The organism is Rheinheimera sp. F8 (assembly GCF_001518915.1).
Genome location: NZ_CP013656.1, coordinates 926,095 through 950,650, shown reverse-complemented (window position 1 = coordinate 950,650; position 24,556 = coordinate 926,095). Strand labels below are relative to the sequence as shown.

Here is a 24,556-nt window from a genome sequence, read left to right as displayed (position 1 = left end):
CATATGATGGAATTAATCAAACTGCTGCAAAAAATGGTCGATGTGAAAGCATCGGATATGTTTGTCACCGCCGGCATGCCGGTGGCGGCGAAAATCAATGGCGAATTGCAGACCATAGAGCAGGAGCCGCTGAGCGCTGAAGACTCGCTGGCCATCGTGCTGGCTTGTATGAACGACAAGCAAAAAAATGAATTCCTGACGCACAAGGAATGTAACTTTGCCATCGCCAATGACGCCGGGCGTTTTCGTGTGTCGGCTTTTTTCCAGCGCGATCAGGCCGGCATGGTAATGCGCCGTATTGTCACCAAAATTCCCGATGTAGATGAGCTGGGGTTGCCGCCGATTCTGAAAGAATTGATCATGTCCAAACGTGGCCTGCTGTTGTTTGTTGGTGGCACCGGCACTGGTAAATCCACCTCGTTGGCAGCATTGATTGGTTATCGCAATAAAAACGCCCGCGGTCATATTCTGACTATCGAAGATCCGATTGAATTTGTGCATGACCATGGCAAAAGCCTGATCACCCAGCGTGAAGTGGGGATTGATACCGAATCCTTTGATGCGGCGCTGAAAAGTTCATTACGTCAGGCACCGGACGTGATCCTGATCGGTGAGATCCGCAGCCAGGATACGATGGAATATGCACTGAGTTTTGCTGAAACCGGTCACTTGTGTATCGCCACATTGCACGCCAACAACGCCAACCAGGCGATTGACCGTATTTTGCACTTAGTACCAAAAGAAAAGCATGCCAAACTGATGTTTGATCTGGCGCTGAATTTACGCGGCATTGTCGCGCAGCAACTGATCGCAACTGCGGATGGCTCAAAACGGATGGCGGCAATTGAAGTGCTGACCAACTCACCATTGGTCGCTGATCTCATCAAAAAAGGCCAGATTGACGAGATTAAAGCGGTGATGGCGAAATCGCGTGAACTCGGCATGCAGACCTTCGACCAGGCGCTATATGACCTGTATCAACGCAATCAAATCAGTTACGCCGATGCGCTGCACCACGCCGATTCACCGAATGACTTACGATTGATGATTAAACTGCGTAACAACGAAACTGCCGGGGCTGGCTTTTTGGCCAATGTCACAGTGGACGGACTGGAAAAGCCTGATCGCTGAGTCATCGGCAAGCAACAGGAAAAACGCGGCTTTAGCCGCGTTTTTTTAATCAGATGACTGTCAAACCCGGCCAGAGATGTTCACTGTCCAGCGCTGCCGGCAGTACCAGACCTGCTGGCGGCTCAGTACCAACAAAACTAAACCGTGCTACTGGTTCGCCGTCAATACTGACATTTTCGCAGAACATCTGCAGCGGTCGCACCCACAGGCCAAAATCGCCATACAATGCGCGATATAGGGCATAAGGCGCATCTTCTTCACTGTGACGCACCAGCGCCAGCAGTTGGTAATAACGGCCTTTGTAGTGCCGGTAAAAACCGGGGCAGGGCAACTCAGCCATGTTGTTGCTCAAACCAGCTCTCCAGAATTAACTTAGCAGAGAAACAATCGACTGCGTCTTTGCTGAGTTTTTTAAATCCGCCCTGTGAAAACAACTCTGCCCGTGATTCGACGGTGGTCAGCCGTTCATCGTGCGCCTGCACTTTGACGCCAAAACGACCGTGTAGGCGATTAATAAACTTGTGCACCCGAGCGGTAAATGGTTGCTCGGTGCCATCCATATTCAGCGGCAGGCCAACGACAACCAGTTCTGGCTGCCATTCTTTTATCAGCGCTTCAATCTGATTCCAGTCCGGTGTACCGTCCACGGCTTTTAATGCTTTTAACGTGCTGGCGGTGCCGGTCAGACGTTGTCCAACCGCCACGCCAATACTTTTAAGGCCATAGTCAAAGGCCAGAATACAACTCATCTGTGTTCCTGTTAGTGTGGCCTGCGATCAGGCATGTCCTGCCTGTGGACTTAACTGCCAGCTCTGAATTCCGAGTTTGGCCGTAGCGCCCTGCCATTTTTCGCCATGCGGCAAGTCAAAAATAATCCGGTTATCGGCCGGTATCACCAGCCAGCTATTGTCGGCGAGTTCCTGTTCGAGCTGACCCGGACTCCAGCCGGCATAACCCAGTGCCAGAATGAATTTGTCTGGCGCAGCTTCGGTGGTCAGTTGCTCCAGAATATCCTTTGAGGTGGTGATCATTAAATCCTGATTTAGTTGCATGCTGCTGTTAAAACCAGCTTTTGGAGTATGCAAGACAAAACCTCGGTCATTTTGCACCGGTCCACCGGCACAGATCTTCATTTTCGCTGCATCAGAACCGCCGTCAAACTCGATTTCCAGTTGTTCCAGTAAATTGGCGATATCGACCGACAACGGATGGTTAATCACTATTCCCATGGCGCCGTCGGCATTATGTTCACAGATATAGGTCACGCTTCGACCAAATAAAGGGTCATCCAAACTTGGCATTGCAATCAGCAGGTGGTTTTGTAAACTTTCCACGGCGAACTCCTCAGGCTTTTTTAGCCTGTAATAACAGTTCAATCTGATCAAACAACATGCCGGTAATTGAAACCGGAAACGCAGCCTCAATTTCGCGGATGCAGGTTGGGCTTGTGACATTAATTTCGGTCAGTTTGTCACCGATGATATCAAGACCGACAAAAATCAACCCTTTGGCTTTCAGTGTTGGGCCTACAGCACGGGCAATGGCCCAGTCACTTTCGGTCAGAGGACGAGCTTCGCCGCGACCTCCCGCAGCAAGATTGCCACGGGTTTCGCCGCTGGCCGGGATCCGGGCCAGACAATAGGGTACCGGTTCGCCGTTCACCACTAAGACGCGTTTGTCGCCGTCAACGATCTGTGGAATATAACGCTGCGCCATGGCGTACATAGTGCCGTGCGCGGTTAATGTCTCCAGTATGACACTGACATTGGGATCTTGCGGTTTTAAACGAAAAATAGATGCGCCGCCCATGCCATCCAGCGGTTTTAAGATCACATCACCTTCGGTCTGATAAAACGCCTTTAATCGCGCCGCATCGCGGCTGACCAGTGTTTTCGGCGTATGTTGCGCAAACCAGCTGGTATACAACTTTTCATTGGCATCGCGCAGGCTCTGCGGTTTGTTCACAATCAGCGTGCCGGCATCTTCAGCGCGCTCCAGAATATAAGTCGCGTAAATAAACTCAGTATCAAACGGCGGATCTTTGCGCATCAGGATCACGTCCAATTCAGAGAGCGCAATGTCCTGTTCACCCTGAAATTCATACCAGCGCGCCGGATTTTGCTCCACGCTCAACAGGCGGGTGCGGGCGCGGGCCTGCCCCTCTAACAGGTATAAGTCGGCCATTTCCATATAATGCAATTGATAACCGCGGCTTTGCGCCTGCAGTAACATAGCGAAACTGGAATCTTTTTTGATATTGATGGCGCTGATAGGGTCCATCACGATGCCGAGTTTAATCAACAGCTTACTCCTTAATCAGGCGAGGTCGCCCAGTTGTAATTGCAATGCAGCGATAGCCGTCAGTGCGGCCGTTTCCGTGCGCAGGACCCGAGGGCCCAGCCGTACCGGCTGAAAACCGGCTGAAGTCGTTGCTGCGACTTCACGGTCACTGAAGCCGCCTTCCGGACCTATCACTAGTCTAAGCCGGTCCGTTGGTGATAATTGCTTAATGGTGGCGTTGGTCCAGGGATCCAAGGTCAGTTTCAGACAATTGTCTGCCTGACCGAGCCATTTTTCCAGAGTGACGGGCATGTGCACCGGTGGCACCACCGAGCGGCCGCTCTGCTCGCAGGCGCTGATGACAATTTTTTGCCACTGTTCGCGCTTTTTTTCCAAACGTTCGGCGTCAAGTTTAACGCCACAGCGTTCGGTAAACAGCGGCGTAATTTCACTGACGCCAAGCTCGACCGCTTTCTGGATGGCAAAATCCATCCGATCGCCGCGGGAGATACCTTGTCCCAGATGTAACTTCAATGGCGATTCGATCGGATTCTCGCTCGAGCTTTGGATATCGACAACCAGCTGCTTTTTGCCAACTTCGATAATGACGGCGGCGTAATTATTGCCATCACCATTAAACAGTTCGAGCGCTTCGCCGGCTTGCATTCGCAAGACTTTTCCGGCGTGGTTGGCGGCATCTTCACAGAGCGCCACAGATTGTCCCGGTGTTAACGGGCCGGGCTGATATAAACGTATTGTTCGCATGAGGCCTGATTCAGCAGCAGAAAAACTGCTATGGTAGCAGTCCCTTGGCGCTAAGGGTACCTCGAAAGGAGTCCTTGTATGGGCGTAGAAAAAGTCTCATCGGCGGCACCGGCAGTATTGGCGGTGTCGCAACTGTGTAAAAGTTATGGTGCGCTGAAGGCAGTGAACAACCTCAGTTTCAGTGTGCAGGCCGGTCAATGTTTTGGTTTACTTGGGCCCAATGGCGCCGGTAAAACCACCACGCTGGAGATGCTTGAAGGTATTATCAAACCTGATAGCGGCAGCATTTTTTATCATGGCGAAATCGCCGGCCGGCAGCATTTTCAGCAACTCGGAGTGCAGTTTCAGCAAACTGCTTTGCAGGATTTTTTGACCGTTGAAGAAACACTGCGGATGTTTGCTGCATTTTACCCGCAACCGGCTGACATTCAGCAGCTTATCAGGCTCTGTGATCTGGGCGACTTCTTAACACAAGACCACAAAAAGCTATCCGGCGGGCAGCGTCAGCGATTATTGCTGGCCTTAGCGCTGGTCAACCAGCCGCAGATCCTGTTTCTGGATGAACCGACCACCGGGCTGGACCCGCATGCCCGGCGTAATTTCTGGACGCTGATCAAACAAATTAAACAGCAGGGCAGGACCATTATTCTGACCACCCATTATATGGACGAAGCTGAGCAGTTATGTGATGACCTGATCATTGTCGATAAAGGCCAAATCATTGCACAAGGAGCGCCACAGGCTTTGCTGCGCCAGCATTTTGAAGGCGCTTTGCTGCAGCTGCCGGACCCTGGGTTTATTCCGTCTTTACCAGACGGCCACCATGCATCGCTGCAGGGCGGACAGCTCTGCATTCAGACGCCTGACGTGCAGCACAGCATTCAGGCGTTGTTGCAGCAGCAAGTGCCGCTGCAAGGCCTTTTAGTCAAATCGGCGACGCTGGACGATTTGTTCCTCAAACTGACCGGCCATGCCTTAAGCGGTGTTACCACGGAGGCTGAATGATGTTTAATTTCAGACGTTTTAGCGCGGTGCTTAAAGCGCGCAATCTTGAGTTCTGGCGCGATCGGGCGGCACTGGGCTGGAATTTACTGTTCCCGTTTTTATTAGTCGCCGGTTTTGCCTTTGTCTTTTCCGGTGAGCCGAAAGCCGAATATAAAGTAGGCGTGTTACAGCAAAGTACGGTGCTCGATACGACGCAACATCCGCTATTAACTACCCGTTTTGTCGAATTTGTGCCTTATCAGGCCGAGGCCCTGGCGCGGCAACGGCTGGCCCATCATCAGATTGACCTGGTGCTTGATTTAGCAGCAAAGCGTTATGTGGTGAATCCGGATTCGGCCAAAGGCTATCTGGTGGAAAAAATCTTGTTACAGCAATGGCCAGGCGCTATGCGGGAAGAGGTGACAGGGCAGGCGATCCGTTATGTCGATTTTGTGCTGCCGGGTATTCTTGGCATGAATATGATGTTTTCTTGTCTGTTTGGCGTTGGTTATGTGCTGGTGCGCTACCGGAAAAACTCGGTGCTCAAACGGCTGCAAGCCACGCCTTTAACGGCGCTGGAATTTGTCGGCGCTCAGGTCGTGTCGCGTTTAGCCATAGTGCTGGCAATTGCCGGTGTAGTGTTTGTCAGTTGCCAGCAGCTGTTTGGTTTGATGATGCTCGGCAGTTATGCGCTGTTATTGCTGGTCGCCGCTTTAGGGGCATTGTCGATGATTGCGCTGGCGCTGCTGATTGCCAGCCGTTTACAAAGTGAAGAGCTGACCGGTGGACTGCTGAATATGACCAGCTGGCCGATGATGATTTTGTCCGGCGTTTGGTTCAGCCTGGAAGGCGCGCCTGCAGCGGTGCAATGGTTTGCACAGTTGTTTCCGCTGACGCACTTAGTTAGCGCAGCTCGCGCGGTAATGCTGGATGGCGCCGGTTTTGCCGATGTCAGTGTGCAACTTGGTGTGATGGCGGCGATGAGTCTGGTGTTTTTAATGGCGGCGGCAGCTTTGTTCCGCTGGGCCGGCGACGGGCGTTAATCTTTTACCTGCAAGTGACGAAAACCCCTGAAAATCGCAGTGCGCTTTTCAGGGGTTTTGTTTTTACAGCGCCGGGAAGGTGTAATGCGCACCAATTCCCAGCGGAATGCCCAGCGCCCAATAGAGCAACAGGAAGGCGCTCCACAGCACCAGGAAACATACTGAGAATGGCAGCATCAACGCGATCAAAGTACCAATACCGGTCGATTTCACGTACTTCTGACAGAACACCACGATCAGCGGGAAGTACGGCATCAGCGGCGTAATAATGTTGGTTGAAGAATCACCCACCCGATAAGCGGCCTGGGTTAAATCCGGCGATACGCCAAGTTCCATCAGCATCGGCACCATAATGGCGCCGATCAGTGCCCATTTGGCCGACGCTGAGCCGACCAACAAATTCACTGATGCGGTCAGAAACACGATACCAACCAGAGTCACACCCAGTGGCAATGCCAGCTCTTTCAGTGCCAGCGCACCTTTGATTGCCAATAATGCGCCGAGATTCGACTGACCAAACGCATAGATAAACTGGGCGCAGAAAAACGCCATCACCACGTAATAACCCATGCCGGACATCGCTTTGCTCATGCCCTGGACTATTGCGCGGTGATTGTTCGCTGAACCCGAAACATAGCCAAAGACCACACCGGGAATTAAGAAAAACACAAAGATGATGCTGACTATGGACTGCATCAAAGGTGCTGTTGCGCTGGTTAACAGACCGTCTGTGCCGCGCCAAGCCGAATCAGCAGCTGAAGCCGACCAGATCAATAACAAGCCGGACACCAGCATCGACAAAGTGGCGTAGCGCAGGCCTTTACGCTCAGCATCGGTTAAAGCATCCAGTTTTGGCAGACTGGCCGGGTCACCGTCAACTTGCGTGTGTTTCAGCCGTGGCTCTATCACTTTGTCGGTCAAAAACCAGCCCACCAGGATGATTAAAGCAGCAGATGCGCTGGTAAAAAAGAAGTTATTCAGCGGGTTAATGGTCATCTCGGCGGCAGAAGGGTGAGCAGAGAGGCGTGCGGCTGCTTGGGTCAGGCCGGCCAGCATCGGGTCTAAACTCGACGGTACAAACAGGCTGGCAGAAAAACCGCCCGACACGCCGGCAAAAGCGGCGGCAATACCAGCCAGTGGATGGCGGCCAGCAGCATAAAAAATCACAGCTCCTAGCGGGATCACCAGCACATAACCGGCATCGACAGCGACGTGGCTTAAAATACCAACGGCAATCAACACTGGTGTCAGCAGCATTTTTGGCGTGACATTTAAAATCGAACGCAGGCCCGCATTGATAAAACCGGTATGTTCTGCAACGCCCAAACCCAGCATCGCGACCAGGACCACGCCAAGTGGTGGGAAGCTGACGAAGGTACTGACCATCTTACTCATAAAAGTCGTGAAGGCCGCGCCATCTAATAAATCGACGATGACAATAGGTTTGCCGGTACGTGGGTCTATTTCGCTGAATTGCACGCCGGACAAGGCCCAGGAAATCAGCCAGACGGCCAGCATAAATAGGGCGAATAACACAGCGGGATCGGGTAGTTTGTTGCCCGCGCGTTCGATTGCATCAAGACTGCGCTGCAACCAGGGTTTGGTCGTATCGGTAGACATAGAGTTTCCTAATTGTTGTTTGTCCTTTGTTATAAAAGCTTAAAAGGGCAGATAGCAATCAGGAAAAACCTGAGATGTGATCAGTTTGTTACTGAGTGAAGATAAAAAAAGGGAGCCGAAGCTCCCTGTTGATCAGAGTCTGAGATCACAGACCGGCTTCAGCACGCAGTGCGTCAGCTTTGTTAGTCTGTTCCCACGGGAACTCATTGCGGCCAAAGTGACCATAAGCAGCGGTCGCTTTGTAGATTGGACGCTCGAGGTCGAGCATCGCAATCAGGCCGGCCGGACGCAGGTCGAAATGGGCCCGGATCAGTTTAATCAGCTGGTCTTCTGACAGTTTGCTGGTACCAAAAGTCTCGACGCTGATAGAGGTCGGTTCTGCTACACCGATGGCGTAAGATACCTGGATCTCACAGCGCTCAGCTAAGCCGGCTGCAACGATGTTTTTCGCCACATAACGGGCAGCGTAGGCGGCTGAACGGTCAACTTTTGATGGATCTTTACCAGAGAAAGCGCCACCGCCGTGACGGGCCATGCCGCCGTAGCTGTCGACGATGATTTTCCGGCCGGTCAGACCGCAATCTCCCATTGGGCCACCGATGACAAAACGACCCGTAGGGTTAATGAAGAACTTCGTGCTCTGACGCAGCCATTCAGCCGGCAGTACAGGCTTGATGATGTGTTCCATCACCGCTTCGCGCAGATCTTCAGTCGAAATAGTGTCGCAATGCTGAGTTGATAACACCACGGCATCGATACCAACAGGTTTGCCGTTTTCATAAATGAACGACAGCTGAGATTTTGCATCCGGGCGTAACCATGGCAGCGTGCCATCTTTACGCACTTTGGCTTGTTGTTGCACCAGACGGTGAGAATAAGTGATTGGCGCTGGCATCAGTACGTCAGTTTCATTGCTGGCGTAACCAAACATCAGACCCTGGTCGCCGGCACCCTGATCTTTCGGGTCTTTTTTATCAACGCCTTGATTGATATCCGGAGATTGTTTACCGATGGCGCTTAACACCGCGCAAGAATTGGCATCAAAGCCCATATCAGAATGCACGTAACCGATTTCACGGATAGTGCTGCGGGTCAGCTCTTCAATATCGACCCAGGCAGAAGTAGTAATTTCGCCACCAACCAGAACCATACCGGTCTTGACGAAGGTTTCACAGGCGACACGGGCTTTTGGGTCCTGTTCCAGGATGGCATCCAACACCGCATCAGAGATTTGGTCGGCGATTTTATCCGGATGTCCTTCAGAAACTGACTCAGAGGTAAAAATGTGTTGTGCCATTCTAACTTATTCCAATGGGTTGGTTGTTTAAGCGCCAGGCGCCGGAAAATTGGGCTGCGTATTCTAGAGAAACAAATGGCAGTTTGCCATATTTTTTTGCCGCCCGGACGTCTTTCTATCTGCAAGAGTACGGGTTATCGGACGAACGGATCAAAACTTAAGGCAATCAGCATGGATCCGGTTTTATTCGTTGCCAAGGTGGGCATGGTCTGGGAAAATAAACCCGAACCGATGCGACGCGTAAAATAAATTTGCCTGTTTATTAAAAAACAGTATCACGCCATCCGAAGCGATACAGGCAACATAAAAATCCACTTGGATAAGATCCCGACAATTAGTAGCAGGAGTGACAATGCTGTCCCGCAAACAACTCGCCAACGCCATCCGCGCGTTAAGTATGGATGCAGTGCAAAAGGCCAAATCTGGCCACCCGGGCGCCCCGATGGGGATGGCCGATATCGCCGAAGTATTATGGCGTGATTTTTTAAAGCACAATCCACAGGACCCGCAGTGGGCTAACCGTGACCGTTTTGTTCTGTCGAACGGCCATGGCTCTATGTTGTTATATTCGCTGTTACATTTATCCGGTTATGACCTGTCTGTCGACGACTTAAAACAATTCCGTCAATTGCATTCACGCACGCCGGGTCACCCGGAATATGGTTATGCACCTGGTGTTGAAACCACCACAGGTCCGCTGGGGCAGGGGATCACCAATGCGGTAGGCATGGCGATCGCCGAAAAAGCACTGGCAGCGCAGTTTAACCAGCCAGGCCATGCCATTATTGACCACTATACATATGCGTTTCTGGGCGATGGTTGCCTGATGGAAGGTATTTCGCACGAAGCTTGCTCTTTAGCCGGGACTTTAGGCCTTGGCAAACTGATCGCATTCTGGGATGACAATGGCATCTCGATCGATGGCCATGTTGAAGGCTGGTTCACCGACAATACGCCGGCCCGTTTTGAAGCCTATGGCTGGCATGTGATTGCCGGTGTCGACGGTCATGACGCTCAGGCAGTTGCGGCAGCGATTCAGGCTGCGCAAGCAGAAAGCACCAAACCAACACTGATTTGTTGCAAGACTATCATCGGTTACGGTTCACCGAATAAATCCGGTAGCCACGATTGCCACGGCGCGCCACTGGGTGATGCAGAAATTGCCGCAGCCCGTGAATTCCTGCAATGGCCGCATGCGCCATTTGAAGTCCCGGCCGACATTTACGCCGCCTGGGATGGTAAAACCAAAGGTAACACTTTACAGCACAGCTGGAACGCACAGTTCGCGGCTTACGCTGCAGCGCACCCTGAACTGGCTGCCGAGTTAAAACGCCGGTTAAGCGGTGAGTTGCCAGCGAACTGGAAAGCAGAGTCAGATGCTTATATTGCCAAGTTACAGGCAAGCCCAGCTGCGATCGCCAGTCGTAAGGCCTCGCAAAATGCATTAAACGCATATGGCCCGTTATTGCCGGAACTGCTGGGTGGCTCTGCCGATCTTGCCGGTTCAAACCTGACCATCTGGTCTGGCTCTAAAGGTATCAGTGCTGAGGATGCCAGCGGTAACTACCTGTATTACGGTGTGCGCGAATTCGGCATGTCAGCCATCATGAATGGTATCGCGCTGCATGGTGGTTTTGTGCCATACGGTGCAACCTTCCTGATGTTTATGGAATATGCCCGTAATGCGGTGCGTATGGCTGCGCTGATGAAACAACGGGTGATTTTTGTTTATACCCACGACTCGATTGGCCTTGGCGAAGACGGCCCGACACACCAACCGGTTGAACAGCTGGCTTCGCTGCGTGTGACACCAAACCTGATGAACTGGCGTCCTTGTGACCAGGTGGAATCTGCTGTTGCATGGCAAGCAGCAATTGAACGCACCGAAGGCCCGACTACGCTGATTTTCACCCGGCAGAATCTGGCACAACAAGCCCGTACTGATGAGCAGGTTGCCGCCATCCGGCGTGGCGGTTATGTGCTTAAAGACAGCGCAGGTACGCCGGACCTGATCATTATTGCTACAGGTTCAGAAGTAGAGCTGGCGGTACAAGCCGCGGCAAAACTGACGGATGCTGGCCATAAAATCCGTGTGGTTTCGATGCCATCAACTGATGTGTTTGACGCTCAGGATGCCGCCTACCGCGAAGCGGTGTTACCGGCTGCCGTCACCAAACGTGTTGCAGTCGAAGCTTGTATTGTCGACAGCTGGTATAAATATGTTGGTCTGAATGGCAAAATCATCGGCATGACCGGTTTTGGTGAATCGGCGCCGGCTGAGCAGTTGTTTGAATACTTCGGTATCACCACTGCTGCAGTTGTCGAAGCCGCCGAACAGTTACTGGCGTAAGCGGTACTTTCAATGCAAAAGGGGCTTGGAGCCCCTTTTGTTTAACTTCGTGACAGTCCAGACAGGTAACAGCGCTGATGACAATCCGGATCGCGATCAATGGGTTTGGCCGAATTGGCCGCAGCATTGTACGCGCCATTTTTGAACAACAGTTACAAGATGAAGTGCAGGTAGTCGCAATTAACGAACTGGCGGAAGCCCGCGGCATCGCGCATTTACTGAAGTATGATTCCAGCCATGGCCGTTTTGGCACTTCAGTAACTCTCAACGGCGAGATGTTAGTTGTAGGCGATCAACAGATTCAGCTGCTCCATCAGCCAGATCCGGCGTTTTTGCCGTGGAAAGCACTACATGTCGATTTAGTCTTAGAGTGTACCGGTGTGTTTGGCAGCCGCGCCGATGCGATGAAACATCTCGAAGCCGGTGCTGGCAAAGTACTGTTCTCGCATCCGGCTGGCGCTGATATTGATGCGACAGTGATTTATGGTGTCAATGAGCAACAGCTCAACGCGACCATGCGCGTCGTGTCTGCCGGCTCATGCACCACCAATTGTATAGTGCCGGTATTGAGTGTGCTGGATAATACTTTTGGCGTCGAAAGTGGCACTATCACGACAATTCACGCCTCGATGCACGATCAGCAGGTTATTGATGCTTATCATCCGGATTTACGTCGCACCCGTGCTGCCAGCCAATCCATTATCCCGGTCGATACCAAACTTGCCCGGGGCATTGAACGCATCATGCCGCATCTCGCCGGCCGCTTCGAAGCGATTGCCGTACGTGTGCCAACGATCAATGTTACGGCAATGGATTTGTCCGTTGCACTTCATCAGGATGTCACCGTTGAAGCGGTGAATGCCGCGCTGCAACAAGCCCGCTTGTCTTTGCCGGGAATTCTGGATTACACCGAAGAGCCATTAGTTTCCGTTGATTTTAACCACGATCCGCATTCGTGCATCGTCGATGGTTCACAAACCCGGGTTAGCCATAAACGACTGGTGAAGTGTTTGGTCTGGTGTGACAACGAGTGGGGCTTTGCCAACCGAATGATCGATACCGCGCGTGCCATGATGAGAAGTCAGTAACGGCACTATAAACAGAATAACAGTATTCAAATCAACAAAAGGAGATGGTCATGTCCGTGATTAAAATGGCTGATTTAGATTTAGCGGGTAAACGCGTACTAATCCGCGAAGATTTAAATGTACCGGTAAAAAATGGCGTAGTGACTTCAGATGCGCGCTTACGTGCCGCACTGCCGACGATCGAACTCGCGCTCAGCAAAGGCGCAAAAGTGATGGTGTGTTCACACTTAGGCCGCCCGGAAGAGGGTGTCTATGCCGAAGAATTTTCGATGCAACCAGTCGTCGATTACCTCAAAACTGCATTAACAGCGCCTGTGCGTCTGGCCAAAGAATATCTGCAGGGCGTTGACGTAGCTGCCGGTGAAGTTGTGGTGTTTGAAAACGTCCGTTTTAATAAAGGCGAAGGCAAAAACGACGAAACTTTGTCAAAACAACTGGCCGCGTTGTGCGATGTGTTTGTGATGGATGCATTTGGCACTGCCCACCGCGCACAAGCCACCACACATGGTGTAGCCAAATTTGCGCCTATCGCCTGTGCCGGTCCTTTGCTGGCGGCTGAACTGGAAGCCTTAGCCGCAGCGCTGAAAAACCCAAAACGGCCGTTAGTCGCGATTGTTGGTGGCTCTAAAGTGTCGACCAAACTGACAGTCCTGGAATCTTTGTCCGGTATCGTTGATCAGCTGGTCGTTGGAGGTGGAATTGCCAATACTTTTATCGCAGCTACTGGTGCAACTGTCGGTAAGTCTTTGTATGAGGCCGATCTAATTCCGGAAGCACAGCGCTTAATGGCTGCGGCGAAAGCAAACGGCGGCAATATTCCTGTGCCAACCGACGTGGTGACCGGCAAAGCCTTTGCTGAAGATACACCCGCTAGTCTCAAACCGATTGCGGATATTGCCAACGACGATATGATTTTTGATATCGGCCCAGACAGTACTGCTGCATTGGTAGAGATCTTAAAAACTGCAGGAACTATTGTCTGGAACGGTCCGGTAGGTGTGTTTGAATTTGCGCAGTTTGAGGCAGGAACTAAAGCGATTGCTGAAGCGATTGCGCAAAGTGATGCGTTCAGTATTGCCGGTGGTGGTGACACGCTGGCCGCCATTGACAAGTATGGTGTGGCTGAACAAATCTCCTATATTTCTACCGGTGGCGGTGCATTCCTTGAGTTCTTAGAGGGAAAAACCTTGCCAGCAGTTGAAATTCTTGAACAACGCGGCAAAAGCGCGTAAAAATGATGTTATAAAACAGTCTGTTCGCCGAAACCTATTCCAAGCCGGCAGATCCTGACCGGCACATCCGGCGCAAAAGCGCCGGGTTCGGTGACAGCTCTGAAACTTACCCTACAAAAAGTGAGGATTTCATGGCTCTTATCTCGTTACGTCAGATGTTGGATCATGCCGCAGAATTTGGTTACGGCGTGCCAGCGTTCAACGTCAACAATCTTGAACAGATGCGCGCGATTATGCTGGCAGCCGATGCAACGGACAGCCCGGTCATTGTGCAGGCGTCTGCAGGTGCACGGAAATACGCCGGTGCGCCATTCCTGCGTCATCTGATCCTGGCGGCTGTCGAAGAGTTTCCGCATATCCCGGTGGTAATGCATCAGGATCACGGTACCTCTCCAGCGATTTGTCAGCAGTCTATCCAGCTCGGTTTTTCATCCGTTATGATGGACGGCTCGTTACGCGCAGATGGGAAAACACCAGCTGACTATGATTACAACGTCGATGTAACCCGCCGTGTTGTTGAAATGGCGCACGCCTGCGGCGTTTCGGTCGAAGGTGAGTTAGGGTGTTTAGGCTCACTGGAAACCGGTGCTGCCGGGGAAGAAGATGGTGTTGGTGCAGATTGCGTGCTGAGCCATGACCAGATGCTGACAGACCCTGAAGAAGCGGCGCAGTTCGTTAAAGCGACTGGAGTGGATGCATTGGCTATTGCCTGTGGCACTTCCCACGGGGCTTACAAATTCAGTCGTCCACCAACAGACGATATTTTGGCAATTGATCGGATTAAAGCCATTCATGCCCGCATCCCAGATACGCATCTGGTGATGCACGGCTCCAGTTCGGTCCCGCAGGACTGGCTGGCGGTGATCAATCAGTACGGTGGTGAAATTCCGGAAACTTATGGCGTTCCGATAGAACAAATTCAGCAAGGGATCAAATTCGGCGTACGCAAAATCAATATTGATACTGATTTACGTTTAGCGTCTACCGGTGCAATCCGCCGCTTTATGGCTCAGCATCCGGCAGAGTTTGATCCACGCAAGTATTTACAGGAATCTGTCAAAGCCATGATGGAGATCTGTAAAGACCGTTACCAGGCATTCGGTTGTGCCGGGCAAGGGTCAAAAATCAAAGCCATTTCTCTTGAGCAAATGGTGAAGTTGTATGATTCGGGCAAACTGACTCCGAACATTAAATAAGCAGAAAAATGAATGTTTTATTAAATTTTAAAGATAAGAATTTAATAGCAGCATTCCGGGTAAATCTGTAAGCGGATATTGCGGTGAAACAGGTCTGGCTGGCTGTCGTAGTTATATTGACATCCATTGTTTTTGCTGCAATGATGCGGGCGGTTTACCCTCTAACCAGGTCATTCTTTTTTACAAGTTTGGCCTTTCAAAATACAGGTTACGTTAATCAGCAATTATTGGTTGGGAACTATGTCTAACAATAACATTCGTAAAAACCTGATCGCATCAGCCATCGTTGGTGCTTTCATGTTCGGTGGCGTTGCAACCGCAACGACTCTCGCAGAAGTCACCAATACTGGTGTGCAAGCTGCCAAGGCATCTGCGCAGTCTCAGGAAAAGATCAACAACATTTATGAACAGTCTCAGGAACTGCTGGCTGAATACCGCACACTGGTAGAACAGACAGAAAACCTGAAAGTTTACAACGATCACGTGAATACGCTGGTGAACGATCAAAATGCACAGCTGGGTTCATTTGACAAGCAGATTGGTACGATCGAAGGCACCAAGCAGGGTATCGTTCCATTAATGTACAAAATGATTGATACGCTGGAAGCTTTTATCAAAGCAGATATGCCAATCGATCAAACAAAACGCCTGGAACGTATTCAGCGTCTGCGTGACCTGATGGGTAATTCATCTGTAAACACTTCTGAGCAATACCGTATGGTGCTCGAAGCATATCAAATCGAAAAAGACCTGGGCACAGCCCTGGTTACTTACACTGACAAACTGAACGTTGGTGGCGGTGAGAAAACAGTTAACTTCGTTTATGTCGGCCGTGTTGCGCTGTTGGCGATGTCGTTGGATGAGAAAGAAGCCTGGATGTGGAACAAGTCTACCAACCAGTGGGAAGCACTGGGTGCTGAGTACCTGGATTCTACTAAACTGGCTATCCGTGTAGCTGGCAAACAATCTCCTCCACAATTATTAAAACTTCCAGTGTTAGCAGCGGAGTAAGAATAAATGAAGAAAGTGTTTAAAGGTTTAATGATTGCAGCTGCAGTCACCATGTCTGCTGGCGTATGCTTAAATGCAGCGGCAGATACAGCGAAACTGGATCAGCTGTTAGAGCAAGTCAAAAAGAACCGCGCTGCAGATGCCAAACTGGATGCTGCTCGTGAGCAGGAATTCCTGTCTGACCGTGCTGACAAACAAGCTCTGCTGAGCAAAGCAAAAGCTGCTTTCGCTGCAGAAGAAGCGCGTGGCAAGTCACTGACTAAACAGTTTGCTGACAACGAAGGTGCTATCGCAGCTAAAGAACAAGAGTTGTTAAATGCTCAAGGTACTTTAGGTGAGATGTTCGGTATCGTTCGTGGTACTGCAACAGAAACTATCGGTGCAATCGCAACTTCTAATATCAGTGCTCAGTTTAAAGGTCGCGAAGACTTACTGAAAAAACTGTCAGTAGCTAAAGAGCTGCCGACGATTACTGAACTTGAAGAACTGTGGATCGCTCTGCAAACAGAAATGACCGAGTCTGCCAAAGTCTCTAAGTTTGACGGCGAAGTAACAGGTCTGGACGGCACAAAAGCGCCAGCTTCTGTAACTCGCGTTGGTTCGTTCAACTTAATCACTGACAACGGTTTCCTGGTGTATAACGCTGACACCAAAGAAATGCAGCCTCTGGTTAAACAACCAGAATCTTATGTTGTTTCTGACTCAGTTGCGTTCAAAAATGCAGCTGCCGGCGAGCTGAAAGCAGTATATGTTGACCCAACAGGTGGTAACTTGCTGCGTCTGAAAACTCAGGAAGCTACTCTGGAAGAGCAGTTCCATTCAGGTGGTACTCCAGGTTACGTTATTACTGTTCTGCTGATCATTGGTTTACTGATCTCTGCAGTCCGTTTCCTGTCACTGACTGCGGCAAGTTCAAAAATCAACAGCCAGTTGAAAAATCTGAACAATCCATCAACGGACAACGCACTGGGTCGTATCCTGAAAGTTTACCATGACAACAAAAAAGCTGACGTGGAAAACCTGGAACTGAAACTGGACGAAGCAATTATGCGTGAGACTCCAGCAATCGAAAAAGGTATCGGTATCCTGAAACTGATCGCTGCAGTAGGTCCTCTGTTAGGTCTGTTAGGTACAGTAGTTGGTATGATTGGCGCGTTCCAGATGATCACGCTGCACGGTACCGGTGACCCGAAAATCATGGCAGGTTCAATCTCTATGGCCCTGGTTACTACGGTTCAAGGTCTGTTATGTGCGCTGCCACTGTTGTTCCTGCACTCTTTACTGCAGTCTAAATCAAACTCAATCCTGCACATCCTGGATGAGCAAAGCGCTGGTATCATCGCTGCTCATGCGGAGAAGGAGCGCTCATAATGCATAGCCTGATAGAGCTTTGGGAATCTGTCAGGGATTTTATCGCAACCGGCGGTGATGTACTTTATATCGTCGCCCTGGTGCTCTTCATCATGTGGATTCTGATTATAGAGCGCTTTTGGTTTATCAGTCGTGAGTACCCGGCCATGCGTGACAAAATCATCGCTGACTGGAATGCAAGGACTGATACAACTTCTTGGTATGCGCATAAAATCCGTGAAGCCTGGGTGTCGCAAGCGAGTACTCAGCTGAATGAGCGTATTAATGTTATTAAAACTCTGGTTGCGGTCTGCCCAATGGTTGGTTTGTTGGGAACTGTAACAGGTATGATTGCAGTGTTTGAAATTATGGCGTTAGTCGGCACGGGTAACCCGCGTTTGATGGCATCAGGCATTTCAATGGCAACAATCCCGACTATGGCGGGGATGGTGGCTGCATTATCTGGAGTTTTTGTAACGTCCAAATTAGAAGCGAAGGTAAAAGCTGCTGTCCACGAGTTGGCAGATAGCATGCCGCATCATTGATTAGAGAGTGATTTATGGCACGTAAAACTAGACGTGAAGCAGAAGAAGCAGCGATTGACTTGACGCCAATGCTCGACGTTGTATTCATCATGCTGATTTTCTTTATCGTGACCACTTCTTTCGTTAAAGAAGCGGGTATCGATGTTAACCGTCCAAAAGCAGCAAAAGCTCAACAGAAGCCTTCAGCAACGATTTTTGTCGCTGTCCGGGCCAATGGTGAAATTTGGTTGGATAAACGCGCAGTTGATGTAGAGCGTGTAGGTGCAACCATCGAGAAGCTGTTAGCTGAATCTCCGACTGACACTGTAATTGTGCAAGCGGATAAAGAAGCGAAGCACGGTGTGGTTGTATCTGTAATGGATCAAATCAAACTGGCTGGCATTGAGAAGATCTCGATCGCGGCGGAGAAGTAATATGGCTCGGTTATTACTTTCACTCTTAATTGGTGCGGTAATAACGTTTTTCCTGTTTGTATTGATGGCATTTTTAGTAGACAGCGATGATGCTGTCTCTAATGTCGCAAAGGAACAAATCGTTATTGAGATAAACTCGACGCCGCCTGAGTCAAAAGCTCAGACCCGAACTCGGGTACCGCCGCCGCCGCCGCCGCCACCGCCGGAGCCGCCAAAGCAGCAGATCGTGCAGGAAGCATCTAATACAGATGCAGGGACAATCGGTTTTAACGCGCCAACAGTTGATGTTGGTGGTGTGAATAACGGAATCGGTGATCCTTCTGGTGCGATGATGCGTGATGGTGACGCAACACCGATTGTGCGGATTGAACCGAAATATCCGGTACAAGCCGCCCGGGATGGTATCAATGGCTGGGTAAAAATGCGTTTTTCCATTATGCCTGATGGCTCAGTGGATGAAATTGAAGTTGTTGATGCTGAGCCGAAGCGGGTATTTGACCGCGAAGCAATTCGTGCGTTAAAACGTTGGAAGTACTCACCAAAAATTGAGAATGGTCAGGCGTTAAAGCAGACTGGGATCATGGTGCAGTTAGACTTCAACCTTGATAATGCCGGAGGTTAAGTATGAAATTTAACAAACTTACATCTGCATTGATGGTGTTTGCTGCAGTCGGTATTGCCGCTCTGCCGGTAAGCTCTGCATTTGCGGCTCCGGATGCTGCCAAGATTGCTGAGCGTAAAGCCCGTAAATCTCAGGCAGTAGGCGAAAAAGTCGGTAAAGCGATCGGTAAAGCCTATGAGCTTTATGGCCAGAATAAAGTCGGTGAAGCATTGGCTTTGTTGGAACCTATCGAAGCATCGAACACTTTTGATAAAGCCTACTTAGATAAGTTTATTGGTCAGCTCTACATCGAGAAAAATCCGGCGAAATCATTAGATTATATGATTAAAGCTGTAAAACCCGATGTACTTGGTTTTACTGATCAGGCCACATTGTTGCGAAATATCGCAGACTTGAGCTTGATGGGTAAAAAGTACGAGCAGGCAATCACTTATTACACCAAGTGGGGTGATTTTACTGGTGAGATGGACGCAAACGTCGATCTGCGTATTGCCAACGCATACTACGAAATGAAGCAGTATGCCAAGGTAATTGCGCCAGCCGATCGCGCTATCGAACACTCGAAAACGCCGAAAAAAGAACCGTACCAGATGAAGTTCGCTTCATACTACGAGCTGAAGCAGACTAAGAAAGCTATCGAAGTTTTGGAAATAATGTTGCCATTGTTTCCTAATGAGAAGCAATCCTGGGTCATGTTAGGCCAGTTCTACTCTGTTGATGAGCAATACGAAAAAGCGCTTGCGATTATCGATATGGCCTATAAACAGGGTTTATTGAAGACAGAAAACGAGATTAAGTTACTCGCTAACCTGTACAACAATAACAACGTGCCGTTTAAGGCCGCTGCATTACTGGAAAAACACTTAACCGCAGGTCTGTTAAAGAATGATCGTGCAATCCTGATGAGTATCGCAAGTTCATACTCGTCGGCACGTGAATTTGAAAAAGCTGCGAAGTTCTACGGTATGTTAGCTGCTAAAGAAAACGATGGTGAGGCCTATCGCCGTCAGGGTGATGCACTGGCAATGGCGAATAAAAACGCCGAAGCAGCCACAGCATTACAAAAAGCGTTAGAAGCAGGCACCAAAGACAAAGGTAAAGTTCACGTGTCGTTGATCGGCGCATACTTTTACCAGGGCAAAATGCGTGAGGCTTATCAACAAGTCGTGCTGGCACGCCAGCATGGACAAGAAAAGATGGCTAACTCATGGGGCCCTTACGTAAAAGAACGCGCTGAGAAAAAAGGCATCAAGCTTTAACTCCAGCTGTTAAAAAACCCGCCATCTGGCGGGTTTTTTTATCACTGATGCATTTCAGTCAGCTGAATTGCCAAAAAAGCCAGCGTTTAAGCTGGCTTTATTTTGTCAGAACATCGATGGTCTCAATGTTCTTCAGTGACAGACCCAGGATGTTCTGCATCCTGGGTACGCAAATCGAGCATTTTATACTTATCAATTAATGAGTATAAAGTGGGGCGGGTTACTCCTAGCAAATCAGCAGTTTTCGACAGATTGCCATTGGCCACGTTGTAGGCATGGCGAATCGCCTGCGTTTCTGCCTGTTCCCTTACTTTACGCAGGGTAGGGAGAGTGTTTGGCTGACTGGATGGCAGTAACCCAAGGTCTTCAGCACTGATGAACTTAGTATCAGCCAGGATCACAGCCGACTTCAGTTTATTCTGTAATTCACGGATATTGCCTGGCCAGCGATGGCCCAGCATTGAGTTAATCGCGTCTTCAGTAAACCCTTGAATATTAGTGTTAAATTCAGCATTAAACCGGTGTAAAAGTGCCTTGGCGATAATAACAATATCGTGACCACGGTTGCGAAGTGGCGGGATATTGAGTGTTATTTCACTGACCCGGTAGAATAAATCCTCACGGAAGCTTTGTTCAGCGACCATTTCTGCCAGGTTACGGTGAGTCGCACAGACAACTCTGACATCTACTTCGATCTCTGCACGACCGCCGACGCGCTCAATCACACGCTCCTGCAAAAAGCGCAGCATTTTGGCCTGTAGCGCCAGCGGCATGTCGCCAATCTCGTCGAGCATCAGAGTGCCGCCATTGGCGGTTTCGATTTTACCTAAAGTTGTTTTATGGGCGCCGGTAAATGCGCCTTTCTCGTAGCCGAATAATTCACTTTCCAGCAAGTTATCCGGGATGGAGGCACAGTTGATTGCGACAAAAGGTCGATCGGCGCGCGGGCTTTGTTTGTGGATAGCGCGGGCGAAAACTTCTTTCCCGGTTCCTGATTCACCTAACAACAATGTGGTGATTTCAGTCGGTGCGATTTTCTCCACCATCCGGCAGGCTTTCAGAATAGATTCGCTGTTGCCGATAATGTCTTGCTGTTTGTATGCCGTCGCTTTCAGGACACGGTTTTCATTTTCTATCTCACTGAGTTTGAAAGCCCTGGCTACGATGACATTTAGCACGTCGACATCAATTGGTTTTTGATAATAGTCGTAAGCGCCAAGCGATATTGCCTGCAGTGCATGTTCAGTATCGGTGCTACCAGTGATCACAATGACCTTGGTATTGGGGTTGTGTTGCAGAATTTCAGTAAGACATGCCAACCCTTCAGATGCATTCGTTGGGTCTGGCGGCAGTCCAAGATCTAAAGTCACAACAGCAGGCTCAAAACGTCGTAGTTGTTGCAGTGCCGACGGACGATCTTCAGCAAAAACCACTTCGTAGTCGGTCAGGCTCCACTTCAGCTGCTTTTGGATGCCAAGATCGTCATCAATTGCGAGTAATGTTTTCATACAACATTCCGTGTATCAGTTATGGTGGTTAGTGTAAAGGAAGCAAAATGGTAAAGGTAGTCCCACGTCCCACCTCACTGCTTACCAGCAACTGTCCCTGCTGTTGCTGGACAAAAGTTAAAGCATCATACGCGCCAATGCCCATCCCCGCATTGCCTTTTGTGGTATCAAATGGTTTAAACAGCCGGGTTTGAATAAATTCTTGCGACATGCCGCAGCCAGTATCAATAATCTCCAACCTAAGCTGTCCTTCACTTTGCTGCACAACAACCCGGACTTCACCATCATCTGCAGTCGCATGCTGCGCATTGTCGATCAGATGAAACAGCACATTCGCAAAGCGTTCGGTATCAATAGTGAGTTGGCAATCATGGTGCATAACCAGGACAGGTAAGGGCAGGTTGGCACTGCACCGTTCCGCGATCAGAGTCTGCAGTAGTGTACCAACTGCGGTTTTCTTCAATTGTTCCTGGCCAGATTGCTTATTGGTGAGCTGTGCCAACATGTTTTGTAGACGGCTTTGCATTGCTTCTATGGTGGTAAAAGCATCGTCGACAAATTCGGGGTTATGCCGGTGCTTTTGCGCATTTTTCAGCAGCATATCAATTTGTGCTTTCACATTTTTCAGATCATGTACCACAAAAGCAGACATTCGGCTGAAAGCAACAAACTGGGCATTCTCCGACAACGCTTTACTCGCTTCGTCCATAAATAAATAACTGGCTATTTGCTCGGTGACCGCATTTAAATAATCACGCAGTTCCCAATTCAGCCTGAGTTTTTCATTGATATTACTCTCGAGCACGCAGAAGCCCCATAACTGATTGTTTTTCAGAATCGGGATCAGAATGCTAAAAGTAAGTCCGGATTGCGCCAGCATGCTACGCAGCTGAATAATCATATTGTCTTTTTTGTCACTGAAATCTAATAGCCACTGCTTGTTCTTTTGCTCTCTGATCACCAGCTGCAATGCTTGATGTTCATTTTCACCAAACTCTAACTGGCCTTGTGTCGCCAGCACTTGCAACTGTTCCTGTTGCAATTTAACCAATGCGCCGTGGCTGTAACCTATCGCATGGCACCAGGCACTCAGACAGACCTGTGCAGTATTTTCGTTGGCAAATTCGATCTTCTTGAGTTCGCGCGTCAGTTCGACCCATTTTTCCCGGTAGTCAAAAGTATTGGCAAAAAAATGCTTCTCAATGAAAACACGGCCTTTACGCCGCAGGCCGTCGGAAAAAACCAAAGTGCCAAGGACTGCGGTACCAGCGACCACAAAGACTACCTGCAACAATGTTGTCCAGTTGCCACCGATATAACTCAGGTAGTAACCGACGACTGCTAATAGACACAGATAAATACCGGCAGCCAGCACCAGCGAACTTTGCAGGACAATGTCCCGCGAGACATAGACATTGATGCCCCAGGACTTAATCCGTTTAACTGCGACGACCAGAAACGGCAACATGAACAGGTTGACAAAACCACGCGCCTGCCAGGTTTGTTGATTGATTTTGCTCAATAGAGCAGCTTCTGCCAGCAGGTAAAAATCAAGTAATAAACAAATGCCAACGGCGATAATCAGTGGTTTGAATTGCCACTTCTGTCCGCCGGATTGTCGATATAAGGTCTCCACCATCGCCAGCATGACAATAACCAGTAACAGCGTCCCCATCAGACGCAAACCGGCCGTATGCAAAATAAACCAGCCGGCGATTAGCCAGCTGCACAAGACCAGCAGTGTCATTCGCACTTTTTTTAATGCAAGCCACTGTCTGAGCGAAATGTCAGTTTTGCTGAGTGCTGACAACAAAAACAGCAACAACAAAGATTTCTGAATTGTTTCAATGACAAACGAGAAATCTGTAATAAATGCCAGCTGCAGCGACAGACCGTTATGCACAGCCCACAGCACAGAACACAAGGTATAAGCCGACAATAACGATTTTTGCGACGTTTTCACTCTGACGGTCAGCTGTAGAGCCCAAAACAATAAATAGCCGATCGCCGCCAGCAGAAAGCCAAATTGCCCCGGAGTGACTTCAATATTCATGGCTGGTTCCTGTCCGGGTTCTGCGATAGCAGCTGATGTAAGTGTTTGATCGGTATCGCATAAGAAATTCCACTAGGATCGCTCAAAATCGCCTCTCGGCTGCTTTTGACCAGCACCATATTGATCACCCCAACAACTTCCCCGGTATCCTGGCGATAAAGCATGCTGCCGCTATTACCGGGATATGCAGTACCATCTAATTGATAAATCATAAAAGGGTCGCGTAACTGACGTAAAGTTGCAGCAGAAATGACCTGACTGTTGTCCGCAGGGATAGCGATCGGTGTCAGAGCACTGAGTAAGGCGCCATGGGTGGCAGGATAAAGCCCCAGAACCCCGGTGATTGGGTAACCGGTGAATGCCAGTTCAGTCCCTTCAGCGACGTAATCTGATGTAGCGAGCTTCACGGCGGGCAGAGTTCCGGCAATCTCCAGCACAGCCAGATCGTGGGCGCGGTCCACTCGTGTTTTCTTGATTGGATGGACTTGCGGTTGTTGGCCGTGGCCAGACAGCACCACGTATGATTCGTTCTTTTCTTTATCAACAGGCGTTGCGATGACATGATGATTGGTCACAACCAGATTGCCCGGTGCAACGACAAAACCAGAACCAAGCAGCTTCAGCCGTGGTGAAGCTGCAGGACTGTATATAGCCAGGGCAACGACTGAGGGTTTCAGTTGCACGATCAGCTCTGGCAATGCCGCCTGAACTGGCCGTAACAGCCCTGTCAGACACAGCATGCACAGAAGACTCCGGAAGTGTCGGTAAATCAGGCGTTCCATACTTATCAGGCTCGGTCGGTGCTGGAC

23 protein-coding genes are annotated in these 24,556 nt (G+C 49.9%); 13 read left to right on the top strand and 10 right to left on the bottom strand.

Annotated features, from left to right (window positions below; genetic code table 11):
• Positions 1–6 precede the first annotated feature (6 nt).
• On the top strand, positions 7–1,131 hold the full coding sequence (locus ATY27_RS04280; protein WP_208933412.1) for a PilT/PilU family type 4a pilus ATPase: 1,125 nt from the start codon (positions 7–9) through the stop codon (positions 1,129–1,131).
• A gap of 49 nt (positions 1,132–1,180) precedes the next feature.
• Here the strand turns inward: ATY27_RS04280 and ATY27_RS04275 are convergent, their stop codons facing one another.
• The 5 genes from ATY27_RS04275 to rsmE are packed head-to-tail and all read right to left on the bottom strand — an operon-like array spanning position 1,181 to position 4,176.
• Positions 1,181–1,483 (bottom strand): DUF1653 domain-containing protein, encoded by a 303-nt coding sequence (locus ATY27_RS04275; RefSeq protein ID WP_244151300.1) that lies wholly within the window; start codon positions 1,481–1,483, stop codon positions 1,181–1,183.
• Positions 1,464–1,880: a Holliday junction resolvase RuvX gene (ruvX, locus tag ATY27_RS04270; protein WP_208931028.1), complete on the bottom strand. Its 417-nt coding sequence runs from the start codon at positions 1,878–1,880 to the stop codon at positions 1,464–1,466. Before ruvX ends, ATY27_RS04275 begins: the two co-directional genes overlap by 20 nt.
• A 27-nt stretch (positions 1,881–1,907) precedes the next feature.
• Positions 1,908–2,465, bottom strand: a complete 558-nt coding sequence (locus ATY27_RS04265; RefSeq protein ID WP_279614558.1) for a YqgE/AlgH family protein — start codon at positions 2,463–2,465, stop codon at positions 1,908–1,910.
• A gap of 10 nt (positions 2,466–2,475) precedes the next feature.
• The gene (gene gshB, locus ATY27_RS04260; protein ID WP_208933410.1) at positions 2,476–3,435 is read right to left on the bottom strand and encodes a glutathione synthase; all 960 of its coding nucleotides are present in this window, start codon (positions 3,433–3,435) and stop codon (positions 2,476–2,478) included.
• A gap of 12 nt (positions 3,436–3,447) precedes the next feature.
• Entirely contained in the window at positions 3,448–4,176 is a 729-nt protein-coding gene (rsmE, locus tag ATY27_RS04255) for a 16S rRNA (uracil(1498)-N(3))-methyltransferase (RefSeq protein WP_208931030.1), read from the bottom strand.
• 78 nt (positions 4,177–4,254) lie between these two features.
• Between rsmE and ATY27_RS04250 the strand changes: the two genes are divergently transcribed.
• Positions 4,255–5,181, top strand: a complete 927-nt coding sequence (locus tag ATY27_RS04250; protein WP_208931031.1) for an ABC transporter ATP-binding protein — start codon at positions 4,255–4,257, stop codon at positions 5,179–5,181.
• A complete protein-coding gene (locus ATY27_RS04245) occupies positions 5,178–6,203 on the top strand; it encodes an ABC transporter permease (RefSeq protein ID WP_244151301.1) in 1,026 nt (341 codons plus the stop codon). Before ATY27_RS04250 ends, ATY27_RS04245 begins: the two co-directional genes overlap by 4 nt.
• Positions 6,204–6,266: 63 nt before the next feature.
• Here ATY27_RS04245 and ATY27_RS04240 read toward each other — a convergent pair whose 3' ends face one another.
• Together ATY27_RS04240 and metK are read right to left on the bottom strand one after the other, a co-directional pair.
• On the bottom strand, positions 6,267–7,823 hold the full coding sequence (locus tag ATY27_RS04240; RefSeq protein ID WP_208931032.1) for an AbgT family transporter: 1,557 nt from the start codon (positions 7,821–7,823) through the stop codon (positions 6,267–6,269).
• Between the two features lie 145 nt (positions 7,824–7,968).
• Complete coding sequence (gene metK / locus ATY27_RS04235) at positions 7,969–9,120, bottom strand: methionine adenosyltransferase (RefSeq protein ID WP_208931033.1); 1,152 nt, start codon at positions 9,118–9,120, stop codon at positions 7,969–7,971.
• A 352-nt stretch (positions 9,121–9,472) separates the two neighbouring features.
• Here metK and tkt point away from each other — a divergent pair, with 352 nt between their 5' ends.
• The 10 genes from tkt to ATY27_RS04185 all read left to right on the top strand — a co-directional run bounded on the left by tkt (position 9,473) and on the right by ATY27_RS04185 (position 20,186).
• A complete protein-coding gene (gene tkt / locus ATY27_RS04230) occupies positions 9,473–11,470 on the top strand; it encodes a transketolase (protein WP_208931034.1) in 1,998 nt (665 codons plus the stop codon).
• Positions 11,471–11,547: 77 nt separating this feature from the next.
• Entirely contained in the window at positions 11,548–12,558 is a 1,011-nt protein-coding gene (epd, locus tag ATY27_RS04225) for an erythrose-4-phosphate dehydrogenase (protein WP_208931035.1), read from the top strand.
• Between the two features lie 50 nt (positions 12,559–12,608).
• On the top strand, positions 12,609–13,790 hold the full coding sequence (locus ATY27_RS04220; RefSeq protein ID WP_208931036.1) for a phosphoglycerate kinase: 1,182 nt from the start codon (positions 12,609–12,611) through the stop codon (positions 13,788–13,790).
• A 131-nt stretch (positions 13,791–13,921) separates the two neighbouring features.
• Positions 13,922–14,986, top strand: coding sequence for a class II fructose-bisphosphate aldolase (gene fba / locus ATY27_RS04215; RefSeq protein ID WP_208931037.1), 1,065 nt, complete (start codon positions 13,922–13,924; stop codon positions 14,984–14,986).
• A 240-nt stretch (positions 14,987–15,226) separates the two neighbouring features.
• The gene (locus ATY27_RS04210) at positions 15,227–15,997 is read left to right on the top strand and encodes a DUF3450 domain-containing protein (RefSeq protein ID WP_208931038.1); all 771 of its coding nucleotides are present in this window, start codon (positions 15,227–15,229) and stop codon (positions 15,995–15,997) included.
• 6 nt (positions 15,998–16,003) lie between these two features.
• Entirely contained in the window at positions 16,004–17,368 is a 1,365-nt protein-coding gene (locus tag ATY27_RS04205) for a MotA/TolQ/ExbB proton channel family protein (protein WP_208931039.1), read from the top strand.
• Positions 17,368–17,892, top strand: a complete 525-nt coding sequence (locus ATY27_RS04200) for a MotA/TolQ/ExbB proton channel family protein (protein WP_208931040.1) — start codon at positions 17,368–17,370, stop codon at positions 17,890–17,892. The genes ATY27_RS04205 and ATY27_RS04200 overlap by 1 nt, the downstream gene beginning before the upstream one ends.
• A 14-nt stretch (positions 17,893–17,906) precedes the next feature.
• Positions 17,907–18,305 (top strand): biopolymer transporter ExbD, encoded by a 399-nt coding sequence (locus ATY27_RS04195; RefSeq protein WP_208931041.1) that lies wholly within the window; start codon positions 17,907–17,909, stop codon positions 18,303–18,305.
• 1 nt (position 18,306) lies between these two features.
• The gene (locus ATY27_RS04190; protein ID WP_208931042.1) at positions 18,307–18,927 is read left to right on the top strand and encodes an energy transducer TonB; all 621 of its coding nucleotides are present in this window, start codon (positions 18,307–18,309) and stop codon (positions 18,925–18,927) included.
• A 2-nt stretch (positions 18,928–18,929) separates the two neighbouring features.
• On the top strand, positions 18,930–20,186 hold the full coding sequence (locus tag ATY27_RS04185; protein ID WP_208931043.1) for a hypothetical protein: 1,257 nt from the start codon (positions 18,930–18,932) through the stop codon (positions 20,184–20,186).
• Positions 20,187–20,308: 122 nt separating this feature from the next.
• On the opposite strand, the gene prsR is transcribed toward ATY27_RS04185, so the two are convergent.
• Genes prsR through ATY27_RS04170 form a run of 3 tightly spaced genes read right to left on the bottom strand, consistent with a single transcriptional unit; the run spans position 20,309 to position 24,487 of the window.
• Positions 20,309–21,694, bottom strand: coding sequence for a PEP-CTERM-box response regulator transcription factor (gene prsR, locus ATY27_RS04180; RefSeq protein ID WP_208931044.1), 1,386 nt, complete (start codon positions 21,692–21,694; stop codon positions 20,309–20,311).
• 28 nt (positions 21,695–21,722) lie between these two features.
• Positions 21,723–23,747, bottom strand: a complete 2,025-nt coding sequence (gene prsK / locus ATY27_RS04175) for an XrtA/PEP-CTERM system histidine kinase PrsK (protein ID WP_208931045.1) — start codon at positions 23,745–23,747, stop codon at positions 21,723–21,725.
• Positions 23,744–24,487 carry a serine protease gene (locus tag ATY27_RS04170; protein ID WP_244151302.1) on the bottom strand — a complete coding sequence of 248 codons (744 nt, stop codon included), beginning with the start codon at positions 24,485–24,487 and terminating at the stop codon, positions 23,744–23,746. Before ATY27_RS04170 ends, prsK begins: the two co-directional genes overlap by 4 nt.
• Positions 24,488–24,556 lie beyond the last annotated feature (69 nt).

Excerpts from the sequence above, each read along its gene's own strand:
- ATY27_RS04185 (WP_208931043.1), top strand. The coding sequence starts at position 18,930 with ATGAAATTTAACAAACTTACATCTGCATTGATGGTGTTTGCTGCAGTC.
- ATY27_RS04200 (WP_208931040.1), top strand. The coding sequence starts at position 17,368 with ATGCATAGCCTGATAGAGCTTTGGGAATCTGTCAGGGATTTTATCGCA.
- ruvX (WP_208931028.1), bottom strand. The coding sequence starts at position 1,880 with ATGAGTTGTATTCTGGCCTTTGACTATGGCCTTAAAAGTATTGGCGTG.
- epd (WP_208931035.1), top strand. The coding sequence starts at position 11,548 with ATGACAATCCGGATCGCGATCAATGGGTTTGGCCGAATTGGCCGCAGC.
- metK (WP_208931033.1), bottom strand. The coding sequence starts at position 9,120 with ATGGCACAACACATTTTTACCTCTGAGTCAGTTTCTGAAGGACATCCG.
- ATY27_RS04190 (WP_208931042.1), top strand. The coding sequence starts at position 18,307 with ATGGCTCGGTTATTACTTTCACTCTTAATTGGTGCGGTAATAACGTTT.
- fba (WP_208931037.1), top strand. The coding sequence starts at position 13,922 with ATGGCTCTTATCTCGTTACGTCAGATGTTGGATCATGCCGCAGAATTT.
- prsK (WP_208931045.1), bottom strand. The coding sequence starts at position 23,747 with ATGAATATTGAAGTCACTCCGGGGCAATTTGGCTTTCTGCTGGCGGCG.
- ATY27_RS04170 (WP_244151302.1), bottom strand. The coding sequence starts at position 24,487 with ATGCTGTGTCTGACAGGGCTGTTACGGCCAGTTCAGGCGGCATTGCCA.
- ATY27_RS04205 (WP_208931039.1), top strand. The coding sequence starts at position 16,004 with ATGAAGAAAGTGTTTAAAGGTTTAATGATTGCAGCTGCAGTCACCATG.
- ATY27_RS04280 (WP_208933412.1), top strand. The coding sequence starts at position 7 with ATGGAATTAATCAAACTGCTGCAAAAAATGGTCGATGTGAAAGCATCG.
- ATY27_RS04210 (WP_208931038.1), top strand. The coding sequence starts at position 15,227 with ATGTCTAACAATAACATTCGTAAAAACCTGATCGCATCAGCCATCGTT.
- tkt (WP_208931034.1), top strand. The coding sequence starts at position 9,473 with ATGCTGTCCCGCAAACAACTCGCCAACGCCATCCGCGCGTTAAGTATG.
- ATY27_RS04195 (WP_208931041.1), top strand. The coding sequence starts at position 17,907 with ATGGCACGTAAAACTAGACGTGAAGCAGAAGAAGCAGCGATTGACTTG.
- ATY27_RS04240 (WP_208931032.1), bottom strand. The coding sequence starts at position 7,823 with ATGTCTACCGATACGACCAAACCCTGGTTGCAGCGCAGTCTTGATGCA.
- rsmE (WP_208931030.1), bottom strand. The coding sequence starts at position 4,176 with ATGCGAACAATACGTTTATATCAGCCCGGCCCGTTAACACCGGGACAA.
- prsR (WP_208931044.1), bottom strand. The coding sequence starts at position 21,694 with ATGAAAACATTACTCGCAATTGATGACGATCTTGGCATCCAAAAGCAG.
- ATY27_RS04220 (WP_208931036.1), top strand. The coding sequence starts at position 12,609 with ATGTCCGTGATTAAAATGGCTGATTTAGATTTAGCGGGTAAACGCGTA.
- ATY27_RS04250 (WP_208931031.1), top strand. The coding sequence starts at position 4,255 with ATGGGCGTAGAAAAAGTCTCATCGGCGGCACCGGCAGTATTGGCGGTG.
- ATY27_RS04245 (WP_244151301.1), top strand. The coding sequence starts at position 5,178 with ATGATGTTTAATTTCAGACGTTTTAGCGCGGTGCTTAAAGCGCGCAAT.